The organism is Couchioplanes caeruleus, assembly GCF_003751945.1.
Lineage (GTDB): Bacteria > Actinomycetota > Actinomycetes > Mycobacteriales > Micromonosporaceae > Actinoplanes > Actinoplanes caeruleus.
Window position 1 is genome coordinate 1,891,709 of the sequence record NZ_RJKL01000001.1, and the last position, 18,599, is coordinate 1,910,307.

The 18,599-nt window shown below is 73.0% G+C and carries 15 protein-coding genes; 11 read left to right on the forward strand and 4 right to left on the reverse strand.

The genetic code is table 11. The features are described 5' to 3' along the window. Nucleotides 1-30 precede the first annotated feature (30 nt). The 4 genes from EDD30_RS08175 (at nt 31) to EDD30_RS08190 (ending at nt 7,490) form a co-directional block, all read left to right on the forward strand. Nucleotides 31-456: a hypothetical protein gene (locus EDD30_RS08175; RefSeq protein WP_071809906.1), complete on the forward strand. Its 426-nt coding sequence runs from the start codon at nt 31-33 to the stop codon at nt 454-456. Then, entirely contained in the window at nt 453-3,290 is a 2,838-nt protein-coding gene (locus tag EDD30_RS08180; RefSeq protein WP_170047713.1) for a helix-turn-helix transcriptional regulator, read from the forward strand. Before EDD30_RS08175 ends, EDD30_RS08180 begins: the two co-directional genes overlap by 4 nt. A 197-nt stretch (nt 3,291-3,487) precedes the next feature. Further along, nucleotides 3,488-6,292, forward strand: a complete 2,805-nt coding sequence (locus EDD30_RS39830; RefSeq protein ID WP_123678176.1) for a helix-turn-helix transcriptional regulator — start codon at nt 3,488-3,490, stop codon at nt 6,290-6,292. Nucleotide 6,293: 1 nt separating this feature from the next. Then, nucleotides 6,294-7,490 carry an IS701 family transposase gene (locus EDD30_RS08190; protein ID WP_211353743.1) on the forward strand — a complete coding sequence of 399 codons (1,197 nt, stop codon included), beginning with the start codon at nt 6,294-6,296 and terminating at the stop codon, nt 7,488-7,490. Between the two features lie 188 nt (nt 7,491-7,678). Here EDD30_RS08190 and EDD30_RS08195 read toward each other — a convergent pair whose 3' ends face one another. Next, nucleotides 7,679-8,770 carry an IS630 family transposase gene (locus tag EDD30_RS08195; protein ID WP_123678074.1) on the reverse strand — a complete coding sequence of 364 codons (1,092 nt, stop codon included), beginning with the start codon at nt 8,768-8,770 and terminating at the stop codon, nt 7,679-7,681. A 210-nt stretch (nt 8,771-8,980) separates the two neighbouring features. Between EDD30_RS08195 and EDD30_RS08200 the strand changes: the two genes are divergently transcribed. The 3 genes from EDD30_RS08200 to EDD30_RS08210 all read left to right on the forward strand — a co-directional run bounded on the left by EDD30_RS08200 (nt 8,981) and on the right by EDD30_RS08210 (nt 11,152). Then, complete coding sequence (locus EDD30_RS08200) at nt 8,981-10,003, forward strand: SMP-30/gluconolactonase/LRE family protein (RefSeq protein WP_071803857.1); 1,023 nt, start codon at nt 8,981-8,983, stop codon at nt 10,001-10,003. A gap of 271 nt (nt 10,004-10,274) precedes the next feature. Next, nucleotides 10,275-10,685, forward strand: coding sequence for an SSI family serine proteinase inhibitor (locus EDD30_RS08205; protein ID WP_084556197.1), 411 nt, complete (start codon nt 10,275-10,277; stop codon nt 10,683-10,685). A 284-nt stretch (nt 10,686-10,969) separates the two neighbouring features. Further along, on the forward strand, nt 10,970-11,152 hold the full coding sequence (locus EDD30_RS08210; protein ID WP_071803858.1) for a hypothetical protein: 183 nt from the start codon (nt 10,970-10,972) through the stop codon (nt 11,150-11,152). A gap of 239 nt (nt 11,153-11,391) precedes the next feature. Here EDD30_RS08210 and EDD30_RS08215 read toward each other — a convergent pair whose 3' ends face one another. Then, nucleotides 11,392-11,976 (reverse strand): AMIN-like domain-containing (lipo)protein, encoded by a 585-nt coding sequence (locus EDD30_RS08215; RefSeq protein ID WP_071803859.1) that lies wholly within the window; start codon nt 11,974-11,976, stop codon nt 11,392-11,394. 338 nt (nt 11,977-12,314) lie between these two features. Between EDD30_RS08215 and EDD30_RS08220 the strand changes: the two genes are divergently transcribed. From EDD30_RS08220 to EDD30_RS08230, 3 genes are all read left to right on the forward strand, one after another. Continuing rightward, nucleotides 12,315-13,157, forward strand: coding sequence for a nitroreductase/quinone reductase family protein (locus EDD30_RS08220; protein WP_071803860.1), 843 nt, complete (start codon nt 12,315-12,317; stop codon nt 13,155-13,157). A 117-nt stretch (nt 13,158-13,274) separates the two neighbouring features. Next, complete coding sequence (locus tag EDD30_RS08225; protein ID WP_071803861.1) at nt 13,275-14,057, forward strand: ATP-binding protein; 783 nt, start codon at nt 13,275-13,277, stop codon at nt 14,055-14,057. Further along, nucleotides 14,054-14,419 carry an STAS domain-containing protein gene (locus EDD30_RS08230; RefSeq protein ID WP_084556198.1) on the forward strand — a complete coding sequence of 122 codons (366 nt, stop codon included), beginning with the start codon at nt 14,054-14,056 and terminating at the stop codon, nt 14,417-14,419. The genes EDD30_RS08225 and EDD30_RS08230 overlap by 4 nt, the downstream gene beginning before the upstream one ends. On the opposite strand, the gene EDD30_RS08235 is transcribed toward EDD30_RS08230, so the two are convergent. Continuing rightward, entirely contained in the window at nt 14,416-15,570 is a 1,155-nt protein-coding gene (locus EDD30_RS08235) for an RNA ligase RtcB family protein (protein ID WP_071803863.1), read from the reverse strand. The two genes, EDD30_RS08230 and EDD30_RS08235, sit on opposite strands and share 4 nt — an antisense overlap. A gap of 213 nt (nt 15,571-15,783) precedes the next feature. Here EDD30_RS08235 and EDD30_RS08240 point away from each other — a divergent pair, with 213 nt between their 5' ends. Further along, nucleotides 15,784-17,562 carry a methyl-accepting chemotaxis protein gene (locus EDD30_RS08240; RefSeq protein WP_244945164.1) on the forward strand — a complete coding sequence of 593 codons (1,779 nt, stop codon included), beginning with the start codon at nt 15,784-15,786 and terminating at the stop codon, nt 17,560-17,562. Here the strand turns inward: EDD30_RS08240 and EDD30_RS08245 are convergent. Next, nucleotides 17,556-18,581: an alpha/beta hydrolase gene (locus EDD30_RS08245; RefSeq protein WP_071803864.1), complete on the reverse strand. Its 1,026-nt coding sequence runs from the start codon at nt 18,579-18,581 to the stop codon at nt 17,556-17,558. The two genes, EDD30_RS08240 and EDD30_RS08245, sit on opposite strands and share 7 nt — an antisense overlap. Between the last annotated feature and the right edge of the window lie 18 nt (nt 18,582-18,599).

The following is an 18,599-nucleotide window of genomic DNA, read 5'->3' on the forward strand; positions in this document are numbered from 1 at the left end:
CCGGATACATCTGAGGAGTCCCATGAAGAAATGGTCTTCGGCCGGATCCGGATCCGGATCCGGTTCGACGCCCCCGCGGGCGAGCGCTACCGCATCACCCACCCGTACGGCATCGACGACATCGACGCCGATGACAACAAGGGCGTCGCTGGCCGGGTCCAGGAAGGTCCGCTCGTTCACCTTCACTGGCGCGAACAGCCGCTACCGCTGCACCGTCCAGGCCGTCAGGCGGCCGGCGCGGGCAAGGGCCGGGCGCTCACCATCAGGGTCGGGCGCTCACCATCAGGGTGCGGTGACGGACCCGGACGTCCGGTAGGCCATCTTCCGGCGGCGCTGCGCATGCAGCGCCGCCGGATCGCGTTTCCGGCCGCCCACGGGACCACACCGCCGCGGACGGGCTGCAAGAATGGCGGCCCGTGGCGCAGGGGAATGGGGGCGGGCGGATGCCGGCGATGATCGGCCGGGACGCCGAGTGGCGCACGGCCGTCGATGCGGTCGACGCCCTCGGCGACGGCGCCCGGGTGCTGGAGGTCGTCGGCGAGCCCGGGATCGGCAAGACCCGCCTGCTCGCCGAGCTGGCCGGCCACGCGCGCGAGCGACGGCGGCTCACGCTCACCGGCCGCGCCACCGAGTTCGAGTCCGAGATCCCGTTCGCCCTGGTCGTCGAGGCGCTCGACGACCACGTACGCCGGCACGGCGAGTCCCTGCGCGCCCGCCTCGCCGCCGACGATGTGGCCCGCCTGGGCGAGATCCTCGACGGCCTGCGCACCGGGCCGGCACCGGCATCGCCCGGCGACGCGGCCGAGCGTTACCGCTCCCTGCGCGCGCTGCGCCGGTTGCTGGAGATCCTCGCCGAGCCGGACGGGCTGGTGCTGATCCTCGACGACGTGCACTGGTGCGACCCCGCCACCGTCGACCTGGTCGACTATCTGCTGCGCCGCCCGCCCGCCGGCCCGGTGCTGCTTGCCCTCGCCTACCGGCCGGCGCAGGCACCGGCCCGGCTGACGGCCGCCCTGGCCACCGGCCACCTCGGACGCGTGCACCGCCGGCTCGCGCTGGCGCCGCTGCGCGAGGACGAGGTGACGACCCTGCTGGGACCCGGCGCCGATCCCCGCGACGCGGCCCAGCTATTCCGCCTCAGCGGCGGCAACCCGCTCTATGTGGACGCACTGCGCCGCTGCGGGGCGACCGCGCTCGGCGCCGCGCGTACCCCGGACGACCTCGACCCCGCCCTGGCCGCACTGCCCGCCGAGGTGCGGGCCGCGCTCGGCGCGGAGTGGGAGTCGGTGGGACCGGACAGCCGCCTGCTGGCCGCCGCGGCCGCCGTCGGCGGTGACGAGTGCGAGCCGGCCCTGCTCACCGAGATCGCCGAACTGCCCCTGCCCGCCGTGCTGCGCTGCCTCGACGAGCTGGTGGCACGCGACCTCGTGCAGGTTGTGGCCGGCACCGGCCGGTTCCGCTTCCGGCACCCCCTGGTGCGGCACGTCGTGTACGCCTCGGCCGCCGCCGGGTGGCGCCTCGGCGCGCACGCCCGAGCCGCGGCCCACCTGCAACGAGTGGGCGCGCCGCCCCGGGCCCGTGCCCACCACGTCGCCCGGTCGGCGGCGATCGGCGACGCCGGCGCGGCGGCCACGCTGGTCTCGGCGGCCCGGGCGGTCGGCGCGCAGGCGCCCGCCACCGCAGCCGGGTGGATGCGGACCGCGCTGCGCCTGCTGCCGGGCGACACCTCCGGCGCCGGCCTGCCCGAGCGCGCCGAGCTGGTCGCCTACCTCGCGGAACGGCAGGCGGCGGCCGGCTGTCTCGCCGACGCGCGCCGGACGATGGGCGTGGTCCTCGACGAGCTGCTCCCGGCCGGGCACCCGGCGCGCCCGGCCGCCGTCGCGTACACCGGCGTGCTCAGCCGGCTGCTCGGCCGTCCCGAGGAGGCGCAGGCGCTGCTCACCGCGGAGCTGGAACGCCGGCCCGGCGCGGACCACTCGGAGGTGCTGCTGCAGATCGCCACGTACGCACTGATGCGCGGCCGGCTCGGCGAGGCCGACGAGCGGCTGTGCCAGGCGATCGCGCAGGCGCCGGGCAGCGCGGCCGCGGCGATCGCTCGGGCCATGCGGCCGATGACCGGGTACGCGACCGGGCCGGCGTACCGGCCCGACGCGCCGCAGGCCTGCCCGGCCGCCCTGCTGGACACGCTCGACGACGACGACATCGGCCGCCGCCTGGACCTGTTCGCCTGGCTGTGCTGGACCGGGCTCGACGCCGAGGGGCCGCGCGACTCGCTGCGCCGGCTCCTGCGCTGCCGGCGGGTGGCGGTCCGGGTCGGGCACAACTTCGTGCTGCCCTACCTGCTGGCCATGCAGGCGCTGATGGAGGCCCGGCTGGGCCGGATCGGCGCGGCGACGGGCGCCGCCGACGAGGCCGTCGCCATCTCGCGGCTGCTCGCCGCCGACGAGCCGCTGGCCCTCGCGCTGCTCACCCAGTGCTGGCTGCACCGCTGCGCCGGCGAGCATGCGGCGGCCATCGCCACGGGCGAGCAGGCGGTCGCCGCCGCGGCGGCGAGCAGCGGCTGGCTCGCTACGGCCCGGGCGATGCTGGCGTTCAGCCGGATCTCGGCCGGCGACGTACGCCGCGGCGCCGCCGACCTGGTGAGCGCCGGGAACGGCCGCGAGCTGCCCGCGCTGTACCCGCACAACCGGCTGATCGCCTGCACCGCGCTGAGCGAGATCGCGGCGAACCTGGGCGAGCCCGAGTCACCACGGCACTGGGCCGACCTGGCCGAGCGGATCGCCGAGCCCGGACTGCGGGTCGGGCACGGACTGGCGCTGCTGGCCCGGGTGTACGCGGTCGCCCCCGACGACCCGGATCGCGCCGCCGAGCTCGCCGAACAGGCCGGCGCCCTGCTGACCGGCGCGGAACTGCTGCTGGTGGCCGGGCGCGCCTGGCTCGCGGCGGCCGCCCTGCGCCTGCGCGCGGGCGACGAGCGGGCCGCGCGGGACGCTCTCGGCCACGCCGAGGACATAGCCGGGCATACGGACGCGGCCGACTATGCGGCGGCCGTCCGGCGCACGGCCGAGCGGCTCCGGCCGCACGCGGCGGTGCCGGCTGTCACGGGGGTCGCCGCGCTGACCCGGCGGGAGGGCGAGATCGCGACGCTGATCGCCGCCGGGCGCTCCAACGCCGAGATCGCCGCCGAGCTGTACCTGAGCGTGCGCACGGTCGAGACGCACGTGTCGCGGATCTACGGCAAGCTCGGCGTCGGCCACCGCGCCGCCGCGGTGAGCCGGCTGGCACGCTGAGCCGCCTGCTGGCGCGCCGGGCCGCCTGCTGGCGCGCCGGGCCGCCGGCTGACGCGCGGAACCGGCTGGCGCGTTGAACCCGCGGTAAGCCCGCGTACGTGTCGGCGGCATGCGGGCGCACACGGATGCGTGCGCCGCTCGCACCTGACAGCGTGATCGGTTGGGCCACACCGGGTGGCCGGTGTGGGAGAACGATGATGCGCGACGGCCCCGACGACCAGCACGCGAGCGACGCCGCCGGGATCCGGGCGAGCGAACTGGGCACGCTGCGCGAGGCCCTGGACCGGTGCCGGCCCGGCGGTCGCTGGATCCTCGTCGAGGTCGCGGGAGATCCCGGCATGGGCAAGTCCACGCTGCTGGCCCGCTTCGGCAGCCATGCGTCCGGCGCCGGCTGGCAGGTCCTGTCCGCGCCGACCGCCCTCGCCACGGCGGCGGATCCGACGTGGACCCGCCCGGTCGTGCTGATCGCCGACGACGTGCACCGTGCCGATCCGGCCACCGCGGAGCGGCTCGCCGGCCTGGTGCGGCATCCGCCGACCGGCCCGGTGCTGCTGGTCCTGGCGCACCGGCCGCGGCAGCTCTCCGGCGCCCTCGCCGCGGCCCTGGCCACGGCCGCGGTGGCCGGCGTGGTCCAGCGGGTCACCCTGGGACCGCTGAGCCCGGCCGAGTCGGCCGCCCTGCTGCCCGCGTCGCGACAGCGGCCGGGCTGCGAGGGTAACCCGCTCTACCTGCTCGCGCCCGCGGATGCGCCGGTGCCGGAACGTGTCCGTGCCGCCCTCCTGCCGGAGCTGTTCGCCGGTTCCCCCGTTGAGCGGCTGGTGGTCCGCGCCGCGGCGGTGGCCGGCGACGACGCCGATCCCGGCCTGATCGCCGCCGTCGCCCGGTGCACACCGGCGGTGGTGCACCGGGCCTTGGACCGGATCGTCGCGGGCGACGTGCTGCGCCCGTCCGGGGCGGGCTTCCGGTTCCGGCACGAGGTGGTGCGGAGCGTCGCGTACGAGTCCGCCCCCGCGGGCTGGCGGCTGGCCGCGCACGCCCGGGCCGCCGAGGCCCTGCGCGGGCGCGGTGCACCGGCGGCCGAGCGGGCCCCGCACCTCGAACAATGCGCCGCCCCGGGGGACGAGGCTGCCGTCGAGACGCTGAGCCGGGCCGCGTCCGGCGCCCTGCATCGGGCTCCGGCCGATGCCGCGCGCTGGCTCGCCACCGCCCTGCGGCTGTTGCCCGAGGGTCCGGATACCGCCGAGCGGTGCAGCGGGCTGCGGCTCGCATACGCGCGGGCCCTGCTCCTGGCCGGCCGCCCGGAGGAGGGTCGCGGGCACCTGCACCGGCTGCTCGCCGAGCTGCCACCCGACGGCCGGGCGCCGGCCGCCGTGCTCGCGGGCCGCGCGGAGCAACTGCTGGGCCGGCACGCCGAGGCCGACGCGCTGCTCCGCGGCGTACGCCGGGCGCCGCACCCCGGACTGGCCGCCGCGCTGGCCTGCGGCGCCATGCTGCGCGGCGACGCCGCCGCGGCCCGGCGGTGGTCCGCCGAGGTCCTCGACCACGCCGCGGACGGCGCGGACCGCGTCGCCGCATCGGCCCTGTGGGTGCTGGCCGACCGCGCGACCGCCCTCTCCGGCCGCGCCGGCGGCTGCCCCACCGCGCCGGCCGAAAGCCCGGGAACCGCCGCGCGACGCCCGACCGGCACCGCCACGCCGGCCGGACGCCCGACCGGCACCGCCCTCGAGGCCGGTCGCCTCGACGACGCGGCCGGGTCGGTGGACGCGATGCTCGACGGCGAGCTCGTCGCCGTGATGGATCTCGCCGGCTGGCTGGCCGAGGCGGAGCTGTCGGCCGAGCGGCTCGACGACGCCCTGCGGCACGCCGACCGGATGATCGCCGTCGCCCGCGAGGCCGGACGGCACGACATGCTGGCCACGCTGCACGGCATCACGGCCCGGGCCCGGCTGCTCGGCGGCGACCTGTCGCGGGCCGCCGACGGTTTCGACCGCGCCGACGCCGCCGCCCGGCGCAGCGGAAGTCCGATCAGGGTCGCGGAGGCGACGGCCTGCCGGGCCTGGCTCGCGCTGTGGCAGGGTGACGCCGCGGAGGCCGTCCGGCTCGCCGCGCGGGCCCACGAGCAGGACGGCCCGGTGGCGTCCCGGCTGATCGGCGGCGGCGCCGTCCGCGCGTGGCAGCGGCTCGGCACCGACGCGGCCGCCGCGAACCGCCTCTGGCGGGGCCTGGAATCCTCGCCGAGCGATCCCCTCGTGCGGGTCCGCTGGCTCGAACTGGCGGCCCGGGCCTGCGCGGAGCGCCGGCTCTCCGCCGCCGCGACGGCGTGCGCCTCCTCGGCACGACACCTCGCGGCCCGGATCCCGGGCCGCCGCCTGCGGGGATACGCGGAGCTGACCGCCGCCCACTCGCTGCTCGGCACCGATCCGGCGGCGTCGGCCGGTGCGGCCCGCCGCGCCGCCGACGCTCTGGCCCGGGCCGGTGACCCGCTCGGCGCGCGGCAGGCCTGGGACCGGCTGAACGCCACCCTGGCGGCATCGGCGGGCCCGGCACCGCCATGCCCGCGGACACCGGTCCGAGCGACGGCCGGTGCCAGGCCGGACCGGGCCGCCACCGGGCTGGCCGCGCTCACGGTGCGGGAGACGGAGGTGGTCACGCTGGTCGCCGAGGGACTGACCAACAAGGAGATCGCGCGCCGGCTCTTCCTCAGCCCGGGCACGGTGTCGATCCACGTCGGACGCGCGTACGCCAAGCTCGGCGTCTCCCGGCGGGCGGCGGCCGCCGCCCGCCTGGTCGGCGCCGGGCTCGCCGGCGCGTCGCAGGGGAACGCGGGCGGCCCGCCCGGCATCGGCGCGGGACTAGCGGTAGTTTGTCGCCTTCGTAACCTTCCTTCGCTCTGCGGCGTTGCACCGGCTGGTGTCGGGTCGAGCGGGTGGGGTGCTGGTGGTTCGTGCGGTGTGTCCGCCGGCTGCGGGTCCGTTAGAGGATTATGCAGCTTGTTTCGATGAGTTGTTCTCCCGGCTGGCTCAGCGGCGGGGGTTTCGGGAGTATTTGACTGGTCTGCTCGCGCCTCGCGATCGCAACAAGACGTTGACGGGCCTGGCCGGCGCGGAGCCGGTCGAGGGGGCGCAACACGCTGCGGTACAACGGCTGCAGTACTTCCTGTCGCAGTCCACGTGGGACGCGGATGAGGTCAACCGGCGGCGGCTGGAGCTGCTGGTGAACGCTCCGGTGACCGCCCCGCATGCTCGCGGGGTGATCGCCATCGACGATTCCGGCGACCGCAAGGATGGCACCCGCACCGCGCATGTCGGGCGGCAGTGGCTGGGCCGCTACGGCAAGACCGACAACGGCATCGTTACCGTGACCACGGTGTGGGCCGACGAACGTGTCTACTATCCGTTGCACGCCGAGGCCTACACCCCTGCCTCCCATTTCGCCCGCAAGCAGGCCGACCCCGGTTTCCGGACCAAGCTGCAGATCGCCGCGGACCTGATCGACAAGGCGCTTACCGCCGGCGTGGTCTGCCGGGCAGTGGTGGCGGACAGCTTCTACGGCGAGCACGACGACCTGCGCGGCGCACTGCGCCAGAGCGGCCTTGGTTTCGTCATGGCTCTCAAGCCGTCCCGGGGCACCTGGCAGTACGGCGCTGACGCCCACACACCGAAAGACGCCGCCCGAACCGTGCCGTGGGGCGGGCCTGAGCATCCCGGCGGCTGGCAACCGGTCCAGCGCCGGTTCCGCGACGGGCACACCGAAACATGGTGGGCCACCGACGCCCGGCTCGGTTGGTGGGGACCCGACGGACATACCCGCCTGGTCATCGCCACGACCGACCCGGCCACCCTGCCCGACAAGGCAACCTGGTATCTGGCCACCAACCTGGCACGCCCCGGCGGTCCACACGACATCCCCGAGGCAGCCCACGAACCGGCGGACTTGACCGAAGTCGTGCGGCTCTACGGAATCCGACATTGGATCGAGCAAAGCTACAAACAAGTAAAAGACGAACTCGGCTGGGCGGACTTCCAAGTCCGCTCTGCCACCGCGATCCGCCGCCACCAAACCCTGGTGAACTGCGCGTTCTCGTTCTGCTGGAACACCTGGTTCGACCCACCATCCACAAACGACAACGTAACGACTCCTGCGGAGCCCGTCCCCGACGACTCCGGAGAGAGGGGGCACCACAGCCGGCCACACGGCTGAACACCCGAGCTGGCCCAAAGCTCTCCGCGCCGTCCGCGCCTGGCTCACGCCATGGCTGCAACTGCACCGCTACTGGACAGCGTGGAGCAAGAAACCACCGCCCGCCGAACTCCAAAAACTCCTGAACGCCGTCGGAAACGGACATGCCCTGAACCTCTATTTACCCCCATGAAGACGACAAACTACCGCTAGTGTGCTGCGCCGGAAATTCGCCTACAAAATCGGGCGAGTGATTCGAGGATCTCTTCGGCGGTCTTGGTCCAGATGAACGGTCGCGGATTGCTGTTCCAGTCGGCGATCCAGGACCGGATGTCGGCTTCCAGGGCCTGGACGCTGTTGTGGGTGCCGCGGCGGATCTTCTGGTCGGCGAGGAAGCCGAACCAGCGTTCGACCTGGTTGATCCAGGACGAGCCGGTCGGGGTGAAGTGCATGTGGAAGCGGGGATGTTTCGTCAGCCAGGCCCGGATGGCGGGGGTTTTGTGGGTGCCGTAGTTGTCGCAGATCAGGTGCACGTCCAGGTCGGCCGGGACGGTCTTGTCGATGGTGATCAGGAACTGTTTGAACTCGGTCGCGCGGTGCTGGCGGTGCAGTTCGCTGATGACGGTGCCGTCGGCGGTGTCGAACGCGGCGAACAGGCTGGTGATGCCGTTGCGGTGGTAGTCGTGGGTGCGGCGTTCGGGCATGCCGGGCATCATCGGCAGGACCGGCTGGGAGCGGTTGAGGGCCTGGATCTGGGACTTCTCGTCCACGCACAGCACCACGGCTCGTTCGGGCGGATGATGGTAGAGGCCGACGACGTCGACGACTTTCTCGATGAACTGCGGGTCGGTGGACAGTTTGAACGTCTCAGCCCGGTGCGGCTTGAGGCCGAAGTCGCGCCAGATCCGGCCGATCGTCGACTTCGACAGCCCGGACTTCTCCGCCATCGACGCGCGTGACCAGTGAGTGGCGTTACGCGGTGTCTGTTCCAGGGTGGCGACGACGACTTCTTCGACCTTGTCCAGGGCGATCGACGGCGGCCGGCCCGGACGTTGTTCATCGATCAAACCGTCGAGACGTTCGGCCAGGAACCGCCGCCGCCACTTACCCGCAGTGGACAGGTGTACGCCCAGAGCCGTTGCTACATCAGTGTTCGCGGCACCTTCGGCGCACGCCAGGATGATCCTCGATCGCACAGCGAGGGCCTGCGAAGACTTCGCCCGACGCGACCACCGGGTCAACGTCGCGCGTTCCTCATCGGTCAACACCAGCGGTGCAGTCGGGCGCCCGGTACGTGCCATCAACCCACCCTACACCGACTTATCAGGCGAATTTCCGGCGCAGCACACTAGCTCGATGACGCCGATGTGCGGATCGTGCAGTCACTGGCCGACGTTGCGAACAGCATCGTCACCGACCTGCCCGCACTGCCGAACCTGGAGACCCCGTAACGTCCCGGTGCGGTGTGGCGATCGATACATGTCGACATCCGGGGGGGCATCATGCATGTCATGACTGTTCCGCGCCCTCCCGCGCCCTGGCTCATCCGGCCCGTGAAGCTCCCGGCCACCACCCCGCCACCGCTGACCGGCGCGTGGGCTCCGGCCGACACCCGGCTCGACGACGTCGAGGTACTGAACGTGCCCGGTAGCCACGGCCCCGAGGACGTCGTGGTCAGCCTGGAAGGGCATGTCTTCTCCGGTACGGAGGACGGCCGCATCTGGCGCTGGCCACCCGACGCGCGTCCCGGCGCGGTGCCGCAGCAGCTCACCGACACCGGCGGCCGCCCGCTCGGCATCGAGATCGACCCCCGCGACGGCAGCCTCGTGGTCTGCGACGCCTATCGGGGCCTGCTGCGCGTGACCCCGGACGGCATCATCGCCGACCTCGCCCACCGAGCCGGCGGCAGCCGCATCCTGTTCTGCAACAACGCGGCGGTGGCCCGCGACGGCGTCGTCTACTTCACCGACAGCTCGCACCGGTTCCCCGTCTCGCACTGGCGGCGGGACCTGCTGGAGCACCGCCCCAACGGGCGGGTACTGGCCTACGACCCGGGCACAGACCGCACCGACGTGGTGGCCGAGGGCTTCTACTTCCCGAACGGGGTGGCGCTCACCCCGGAGGAGGACGCGCTGCTGCTCTGCGAGACGGTGGCCCACCGGCTGCTGCGGTTGTCGCTGCCGGACGGCACCGTACGGGTGCTGGGCGATCTGCCGGCGTACCCGGACAACATGTCGGCGGTCGGCGACGGCACCTACTGGATCGCCCTCGCAAGCCCGCGGGTGGCCGTGGCCGAGCGGCTCCTGCCGCATCCGATGCTGCGCCGCCTGGCGGCCGTGCTGCCCGAGCGGCTACAGCCGCAGCCGCAGCCGCACACCATCGCCGCTCTGGTCGACGGCGAGGGCACCGTGCTGCGGACCTTGCACGGCCCGGCCGGCCGGTACGTGATGACGACCGGGGTGCGCCAGCACGGCGACACGTTGTGGCTCGGCAGCCTCACCGAGAAGGCGATCGCCCGGACGCCTCTGTCCTGACCGCCGGTCCCCGCCGGGCAGATCTCCATGATTCCGCCCGCGTCCGGTCATTCGATTTTCCACGATGATGAAGGCCGCCCGGCTCCGATCATTTTTCTTTCCTCCACAATGACCCGTGAATTGTCTTTCGCCGTTAACAGCCCGCCTCAAGGAAAGCAACAGACAGTTCCTTGGAACGACGCAATAGCCGTTTAGGCTCACCGGCGGCCCGGACCACACGACGGTCGGGCGACACGGTCCCCACGACGGACCCCAGCCAAGGAGGAAAATCATGAACACCCTCGCGCGCGGCGCCCTCAGCCTGCTCGCCGCCTGCGCCATGGGCACCGGCGTCCTCGCCGCGACCGCGGCGCCCGCCGTGGCGGCGCCCGCCGCCGCATCGTCCACCCTGGCGCTGATGGTGCACGACCAGACCGGCGCGGAGCCGCGGATGGCGCTGCTCACCTGCCAGCCGGCCGGGGGCGCGCACCCACAGGCCGCGGGCGCGTGCACCGCCGTCGCGACCGTCAACGGTCACCTCGGCGTGCTCGACCTGAACCCCAACGGCGCGTGCACCCGCGAATACCAGCCGGTCACCGCGAGCGCCCTCGGCTACTGGGAGGGGCGCCCGGTCCGCTACAGCGAGACCTTCTCGAACCGCTGCGAGATGCTGCGCCAGACGGGCCCGATCTTCGACTTCTGATTCTCCCTGCCGGGCGAGAACCCGCAGGCTGCGGGCTCGCCGGGCACACTGCCGGACGCCCGGCTCGAAATGAGCCGGGCGTCGGCCGTGCGGCTCAGAAATGAGCCGGGCGTCGGCCGTGCGGCGCGTATGCGTAATCGATCGATCACCGACGGTGTACCGACTGGCGGATCGGGCGGTGCCGGGTCGGGCGGACAGCCGGTGTCACGCTGCGCCGCGCCGTGCGACATTGTCGCGCGAATCGGTGCGGGAGGCGGAAACTGGTGACACCCCAGGAGGGTTTCGTGGACGACGCGCTGCTGGCGTACGCCGCCGGCCGCGACGACGCCCTGGCGGGATGCCGCGACGGGGAGAAGGCGCAGCATCCGGAGACGGGAGCGGATTACCGGATGGGTTTCCTCGACGGCCGCGTCGAGATTTTCCGGATGTTCTCCCAGGTGCGCGAAATTCTCGACGAGAACAATTGACCGGGGTTCACCCCGCGGGCCGAGCTCCAGTTCCTGAACTCCGCGGGCAATGGCCATCATGGACACGTCGGTGCGCCGGTGGAACGACAGCGCGTGCGCCATCACGCCATGGCTAGCAACGGCAGGTAGCCGCGAGCGCGAACAGGTCAGCCGTTCAGTCCTCGCAGCTACGTACCTCATGGCGGCTTTTGCCTTAAATGTGGCACTTCCCTCCGGGAAGATGCTTCAAGCTCGGGCCGCTACTCCCACCGGTGCGCCACATCCACGGTTATCCGGCCCTTGCCGTCCGAGCCGGTCGACGTGGTCACCCGGAACGGCAGCCGGGCCCGGACACCCTGGTCGAAGGTGGTGTAGCCCTCGTAGCTGCCGGCGTACAGGATGTCGCGCAGCGTGCTGTAGCGCACCACGTTGACGGCGTGGTCGCCCAGCTTGCGGTTGTAGGTGATCACGCCGTCGGTCGTGTAGACCGGCGCGAGCAGCACGACCTCGAGGTGCTCCGCGCCGGCCGTGTACGGCGTGACGTCGAACCCCTCTCCACCGGTGAGCACCGCGTCGACATACTCGACGCGGTAGCCGTTCGCCGGACCGGTGAACTCGAAGACGGTGCGGTCGTAGCACTCCTGCCTGCTCGTCGTGACGCGCAGCAGAGAGGCCACGCTGTGGACGCCGCCCGCCTTGGGCAGGCTCCCCCAGGTGATGCCGCAGTAGGGCGCGGCGGCCGCGGCGGGCCGGTGCGCCGGGCGGGACGCGGTGGCGCCCGCCGAGCCGGCCACGGTCAGGGCCAGCAGAGCGATGAGGACGGTGACGAATCGAAGACGCCGCATGACTGCCTCCGAGGACGATTGCGGCTGATGGTCAGGGCAGTATGAGCGTCATCGGCACAGGCGACGCGCGTCGAGTCGGGAATCCGCGTGTTCCGGGCCGTAAGCGCCACTTTGGATCTTGCACAGAGGTGCGCGATGCGGCTAGCGTGGCTGGCGTGACTGCCGGGTCGGCCTTGCGCCATTACCGAGTGGGGCACCCGGCCGACGCGTGACCGCCGGGCGGCCCCGAGCGCCGCCTGCTGCCCGCGCACCGCCGTACGCCCGTCACACGATCTTTCTCCCTTCTCCGCGGCTCGTCGCCGCCCGGATCCCTGCTGCCCTTTTTCAGAAAGCTGAGAATGCCGAACGACTTCAATACACCCATCATCGAGGAGTTCCGCGCCAACAACGGCCGCGTCGGCGGCTGGTTCGAAGGCGCCCGACTGCTGCTGCTGACCACGACCGGGGCCCGGTCCGGCCGCCCGCACACCGCGCCCGTGGGCTACCTGCCCGACGGCGGCGACCGCGTCCTCGTCATCGCCTCGGCCGCCGGCTCACCGCGGCACCCCGACTGGTACCTCAATCTGCTCGCCAACCCGGTCGTGACGGTCGAGGACGGGGTCTTCACGTACGAGGCGACGGCGACCGTCCTCACCGGGGAGGAACGAGACCGGCTGTTCGCCCGCGCCGTCGAGGACGACCCGGGCTGGGCCGAGTACCAGGCCAAGACCACCCGGGTCCTGCCGGTGGTCGCCCTCACCGAGATTCCCGGCCCGCCCCGGACGAGCGCCACCTCGGCGGGCGGTGCGCTGACGCTGATCCACGATGCGTTCCGCCGGGAGCTGCGGCTGATCCGCGAGGAGGTCGCGAAGTCGGGCCCCGTGCTCGGCGCACAGTTGCGCGTCAACTGCCTGACCGTGTGCAAGGGCCTGCACAACCACCACACCATGGAGGACACCGCGATGTTCGCGGGCGTCGGCCGGCAGCGGCCCGACCTGGCCCCGGTGCTGGACCGGCTGCGCGTGGAGCACGAGCAGATCGCCGCACTCCTCGCCGAACTCCAGGCGGTCCTCGGCGATGCCGCCCTCGGGCAGGCGGAGCTGCAGGCCCGGGTCGACGACCTCACCTCCGCTCTGGAACGCCACCTCGACTACGAGGAGAAGGAGCTGATTCCCGTCCTCGACGGGGCGGGACCGGCCTGATCGCCGCGCGGCCGTTCACCCGGACGGGTGAACGGCCGTCACTCGCACGCCGGTTCTCCGTTGTGCCGACGTGAGCCCCCTCAGAGGTTTGGCCACCGCGATGTCCGCGAGCACCCCATGCTGACCGTCAGCGCGGACATCGAGACCGAGACGGTGGTCATGGCCGTACACGGAAACTGGGACCGGCGCCTCGGCGCAGAGGCGCATCGCATTCTCAACAAGTGCATGAGCGAGCATCCCGGCACGCTCATCGTGGATCTGCAAGGCATGTACGACCCGCACGCCGCCAGCCTCACCGCCTGGCTCACCGCCTGCCGCGTCGGCCAGGCGATGGACCCGTCGGTACGGGTCCTGGTGTGCGTATCGACCGACACCGTGCTCGCGGACCGGCTGCGCCGCATCGGTGCTCCCCGGTACCTGCCGGTGTGCGAGAACGTGGACCAGGCGTGGGCGGACGCGACCGGACCTCCGTCGCTGGCCTGCCGCCGCAGGCTGGTCCTGCCCCCGGAGGTCGAGGCCGCCGGGGCCGCCCGTGCCCTGATCACCGAGGTGTGTACGGCGTGGGAGAAGCCGACGCTGCTGCACCGCGGCCGGCTGGTGATCTCCGAGATGGTCGCCAACGCCGCGCTGCACGCCCGTACGCCGATGACCGTGCTGATCTCCCGCCGCGGCGCCGGCATCCATCTGGTGGTGGCCGACGGCGATCCGCGCCTGCCCCGGCCACCTGCGCCGCGCGCCACTCCGGCGCACCTCCCCCTGCCCGAGGACCTGCCGACCGAGCCGTCGGGCGGCCGCGGCCTGCAGCTCGTCGATGCGGCCGCCACCGTGTGGGGCTCCCTGCCCACCCGCGACGGCAAGATGGTCTGGGCCACCCTCTACCCCTGGGCACGCCGCAGATGACCAGCAGCAGCCAATGCTTCGCCACCGTCCCGCCGTCTCCCCGGATGACCGTGGTGTCCGACCCGGTCAACGCCCGGCTGACGATCGCGCTGGAAGGCGACCTCGACTGCGCCTCCGCCCCGGCGCTGTCGGCACGGATGCGGATGATCCTCGACCGCCGCCCGGTCCGGCAGGTCGTCATCGACGTCGCGGGCCTCGAGTTCTGCGACATCGCGGGCGCGCGCATGTTCCTGCAACTGAGGCAGGTGGTCACCGGTACGGGGGCGGCGTACTGCCTACGCCACCCCCGCGCACACATTCGATGGCTCCTGCATCATCTCGACGCCGGGCACCTCATCGAGCCGTTCGGCGAGCACGGCTAGCGCCGCCCGGCCGGACGGCGGTCGCGCCGGTGGTCGCGGGACGCCGGGGCAGCCGTCTTGTACGTGACCAGCGGGACGGTCGTGGCCACCGGGGTGGCCAGGTCGTGATCCGTGAGGTCGGTGACGACCTGCTCGATGCGCTTGTACGCCGTCGGCGCCTCCTCGAACAAGAGCTGTCGATCGCCGCAGACCACCACGGAACCGACCGGGGTGCGGCGGAGCTCCTCGACGGTGTGCTTGGCCTTGCCCCGCCGCAGGGCGTCCGCCCGGGACATCTTGCGACCGGCGCCGTGCGCGACGGAGTGGCCCGCTTCCGGGCCCGCGTGCGTCGCCACGAGGTACGAGTGCGTGCCGCGGGTGCCGGCGATGAGCACGTCGCGGCCGTCGCCCCGGGCGGCTCCCTTACGGTGCAGATAGACGCCGTCGCGGATCTCGACCGAGTTGTGGCACTCGTCGACGATCGGCGCGGTGGGCTCGGCGCCCAGGGCGTGGGCTATCCGGGCCGCCATCAGCCGCCGGTTGAGCGATCCCCAGCGCACGGCCTCGTCGTGACGCGCCAGGTAGGCGGCCGGATCGGGGGCCGGACCCGCGCCGTGGACTTCGGTGTGGGCGCGCAGGATCCGTTCGCCCAGGCCGCGGGAGCCGCTGTGCACGATGAGGACGAGGTCACCGAGGGCAAGCCCGAGGCGGTCGGCGTGCTCCTGCGCGAGGACGGCGTCGACGCGGGCCAGCTCGGCGAAGTGATTGCCGCGGCCGACCGTGCCCAGGCCCTCCAGGTACCCCGCCGGGATGTCGTCGGGCACCGCCGCCCAGGCCGGGTCGCCGGGCTCCGGCGTGCGGTCGAGGTCCGGGAAGCGGGCCGCGAGCTTCTCGGGTACGGCGCGCTTGAGCCTGATCGGGAACACCGCGACGCCGCACCCGATGTCGGAGCCGACCAGGAACGGGTACAACACGGTCGAGGCCATGGCGGCGCCGATCGGTGCGCCCTTACCGGGATGCAGGTCGGGCATCCCGGCGACGTGGATCATGCCGTCGAGGGCGGCCACCTGGTGGCACTGCGCCACGGCGCCGGACTCGATCCAGCTCGACGGGGAGGCGAACACGGTGACCGTGGCGCGGGTGGACTGCGGCAGGGGCTCCTGCTGAGACAAGGACGTTCTCCTACGGACGGGTGCATATGTGAAAGGCGGAAAGCGAGGGATGTCCGTCAGAACGTCATGGGCACCACCTTGGCGTAGCCGGTCCGCGAACGGCAACCGGAATTCCGGCGGTGGTGCCAATCTGTCAAGTATGCCGGGGCTTTGACGATGAATCCGGCACCAGCAGCCTGCTCCGGGCCGCCGGATCACCCGACAGGAGCCGCCGTGACGAGCGCTGCCGTGCCCGCTGAGCCGATTGAGCCTGCCGAGCCCACTGTGCCCGAGCCCGTCGAGGCCGCCGAGCGCGTCGCGCCCACTGAGGCCACCGTGACGTCGCATCGCCGACGCCCGCGGCTCCGCCTCCGGATCACGCCGAAGCGGCTCCGCCTCCCGAACATGCCGAAGCGGCTCCGGATGCCGCGCCGGTTCGGCGACCTGCCCACCGGCGTCAAGATCCTGACCGCCGTGGGTACGGCGGCGCTGGTGGCCCTGACCGTCGGCCTGGTCGGCATGCACGCGCTGGCCGGGGTGAGCGAGTCGGCGCAGCGCATCGGCAGCCGCAACGTCGCGGCGGTGAAAGCCATCAGCGAGGTCCGTGCCGCGCTGGTCCAGGCGCAGGTCAACGTCGCGAACCAGGCGCTGGCTCCCTCCCCGGACACGAAGATGGCGTTCCGGGACGCCTTCCTGGCCGACGTCCGGGCGTTCAACGACGCCCTGATGGCGTACCAGGGGAACCATCCGGGCAGCAACACCGCGACCGTCAGCGAACTGCAGTCGAAGTGGCAGACCTACACCCGCCTGGTGGAATCGGACCTGATGTCGATCAGCGAGAGCCAGGACGTCGAGGCCTGGACGAAGGTCCGGGACACCCAGGTGGTGCCGCTCATGTCCGAGATCACCGCGAAGGTCGACAAGCTCGTCGCCGTGGAGACCGAAGACGCCACGCGGGCCGCCGCGTCGGCGCAGAGTGAGTACGAGTCCAGCCGTACGCTCTCGCTCGGCCTGCTGATCGGCGGCCTCGTCGCCGCCGTCCTCGCCGGGGTGTTCGTCTCCCGCAGCATCGTCCGCTCGCTGGCCCGGGTCGAAGAGGTCTGCAACGCCCTCGCCGACGGGGACCTGACGCACACCAGCGGTCTCACCGCCCTCGACGAGCCCGGCCGCATGGGACGGGCGCTGGACTTGGCCGTCGCCCGGCTGCGGGAGACGGTGTCGACCATCGACGGCCAGGCGGTCTCGCTGGCCGGGGCGTCCGAGGAGATGTCGGAGACCGCCCGGCAGATCGCCGAGTCCGCGGAGGAGACCTCACGTCAGGCGCAGGTCGTCTCGTCGTCGGCGGAGCAGGTGTCCTCCAGCGTGATGACCGTGTCCGGCGGAGGCGGGGAGATGGCCGCCTCGATCCAGGAGATCGCCGTGAACGCCGCGCAGGCGGCGCAGGTGGCGCAGGAGGCGGTCGAGGCGGCGACCACCACCTCGGCCACGATGAACCAGCTCGGCGTGTCGTCCTCCGAGATCGGCGACGTGGTCAAGGTGATCACCCAGATCGCCGGCCAGACCAACCTGCTCGCCCTCAACGCGACCATCGAGGCCGCCCGGGCGGGCGAGGCCGGCAAGGGCTTCGCGGTGGTGGCGGCCGAGGTGAAGGATCTGGCCCAGGAGACGGCCCGGGCCACCGAGGAGATCTCCCGCCGGGTCCAGGCGATCCAGGCCGACGCGAGCGGCGCGGTCACCGCGATCGAGACCATCACCGACGTCATCACCCGCATCAGCGACTTCCAGACCACCATCGCCTCGGCCGTGGAGGAGCAGACCGCGACGACCGCGGAGATGAACCGCAGCGTCGGCGAGGCGGCCTCCGGCACCGAGGACATCTCCCGCACCATCCACGGCGTCGCCGCGTCGGCCCGTACCACCAGCGAGGGCATCACGGAGACCCGTCAGGCCACCGCCGAACTCGCTCGCATGTCGGGCGAACTGACCAGCCTGGTCTCCCGCTTCCGCTACTGAGGCGAGCCGGCCGGCCGGGCGTCGGTCAGGGCGGCGAGGAGGGCCTTCAGCATGGCGGTACGGAAGGCCGTCATGGTGGGTTCGCGGCGGTCGAAGAGGGCGTCGGCGCCGTGATACATGCCCGGGACGACCAGGAGCTCGCAGGGAACGCCGGCCTCACGCAGCCGGTGGGCGTAGCCGACGTCCTCGCGGTGGAACAGGTCGAGGTCGCCGACGCCGATCCAGGCCGGGGCGAGGCCGGTGAGGTCGGTGCGACGGGCCGCGGCGATGTAGGGGCGGTCGTCGTCCTCGTGCGGCGGGTGGCCGAGGTACGCCGTCCAGCCGTAGCGGTTGGATGCGGGCGTCCAGGTGAACACCGGACGGTCCGGGCGCTCGCGCAGCACCGTACGGTCGTCCAACATCGGATAGACCAGCAACTGGAGGCGCACCGCCACGCCGGTGTCGCGGGCGCGTTGCGCCAGGGTCGCCGCCAGGCCGCCGCCGGCGCTGTCGCCGCCGACCGCGATCCGGGCCGGGTCGATGCCGAGGGCCGGCGCCTCGTCGTGCAGCCAGCGCAGCACGCGGTAGCAGTCGTCCAGGCCGGCCGGGAACGGGTGCTCCGGCGCCAGCCGGTAGTCGACGCTGACGACGGTCAGACCCAGTTCGGCGGCGACGCGGCTGCACCAGGCGTGGCCGATCGCCGGCGTGCCGAGGACCATTCCGCCGCCGTGGATCCACAGCAGGGCGCCGGGGGCCGCGGCGGATCCGGCGCGGCGGTAGACGACCACGCCGACGGGTGGGTGTCCGTGACCGGCGGGCACGGTGCGCCGCTCGACCCGGACGCCGGGCCGGATGCGGGCGCCGGGGAATCTCAGTCGGCGGCCGACGGCGAGAGTGGCCGCGTTGGTGACGTTCAGCGGCAGGTAGAGGGCCGGGTGCCGCAGCTCGGGTGGCACGCCGGCGACGGCGCGGCGGCGTACCGCGACGGCGGCGAGTGCCGCGACCGCGGCCAGCGTGCCGAGCACGCGACGGGTGATCATGGCCCGGTTCACCTCCTG

Bases quoted from the DNA above. Each gene is read 5' to 3' on its own strand.
- EDD30_RS08175 (WP_071809906.1), top strand. From the start codon at position 31: ATGGTCTTCGGCCGGATCCGGATCCGGATCCGGTTCGACGCCCCCGCG.
- EDD30_RS08180 (WP_170047713.1), top strand. From the start codon at position 453: ATGATCGGCCGGGACGCCGAGTGGCGCACGGCCGTCGATGCGGTCGAC.
- EDD30_RS39830 (WP_123678176.1), top strand. From the start codon at position 3,488: ATGCGCGACGGCCCCGACGACCAGCACGCGAGCGACGCCGCCGGGATC.
- EDD30_RS08195 (WP_123678074.1), bottom strand. From the start codon at position 8,770: ATGGCACGTACCGGGCGCCCGACTGCACCGCTGGTGTTGACCGATGAG.
- EDD30_RS08200 (WP_071803857.1), top strand. From the start codon at position 8,981: ATGACTGTTCCGCGCCCTCCCGCGCCCTGGCTCATCCGGCCCGTGAAG.
- EDD30_RS08205 (WP_084556197.1), top strand. From the start codon at position 10,275: ATGAACACCCTCGCGCGCGGCGCCCTCAGCCTGCTCGCCGCCTGCGCC.
- EDD30_RS08215 (WP_071803859.1), bottom strand. From the start codon at position 11,976: ATGCGGCGTCTTCGATTCGTCACCGTCCTCATCGCTCTGCTGGCCCTG.
- EDD30_RS08220 (WP_071803860.1), top strand. From the start codon at position 12,315: ATGCCGAACGACTTCAATACACCCATCATCGAGGAGTTCCGCGCCAAC.
- EDD30_RS08225 (WP_071803861.1), top strand. From the start codon at position 13,275: ATGCTGACCGTCAGCGCGGACATCGAGACCGAGACGGTGGTCATGGCC.
- EDD30_RS08230 (WP_084556198.1), top strand. From the start codon at position 14,054: ATGACCAGCAGCAGCCAATGCTTCGCCACCGTCCCGCCGTCTCCCCGG.
- EDD30_RS08245 (WP_071803864.1), bottom strand. From the start codon at position 18,581: ATGATCACCCGTCGCGTGCTCGGCACGCTGGCCGCGGTCGCGGCACTC.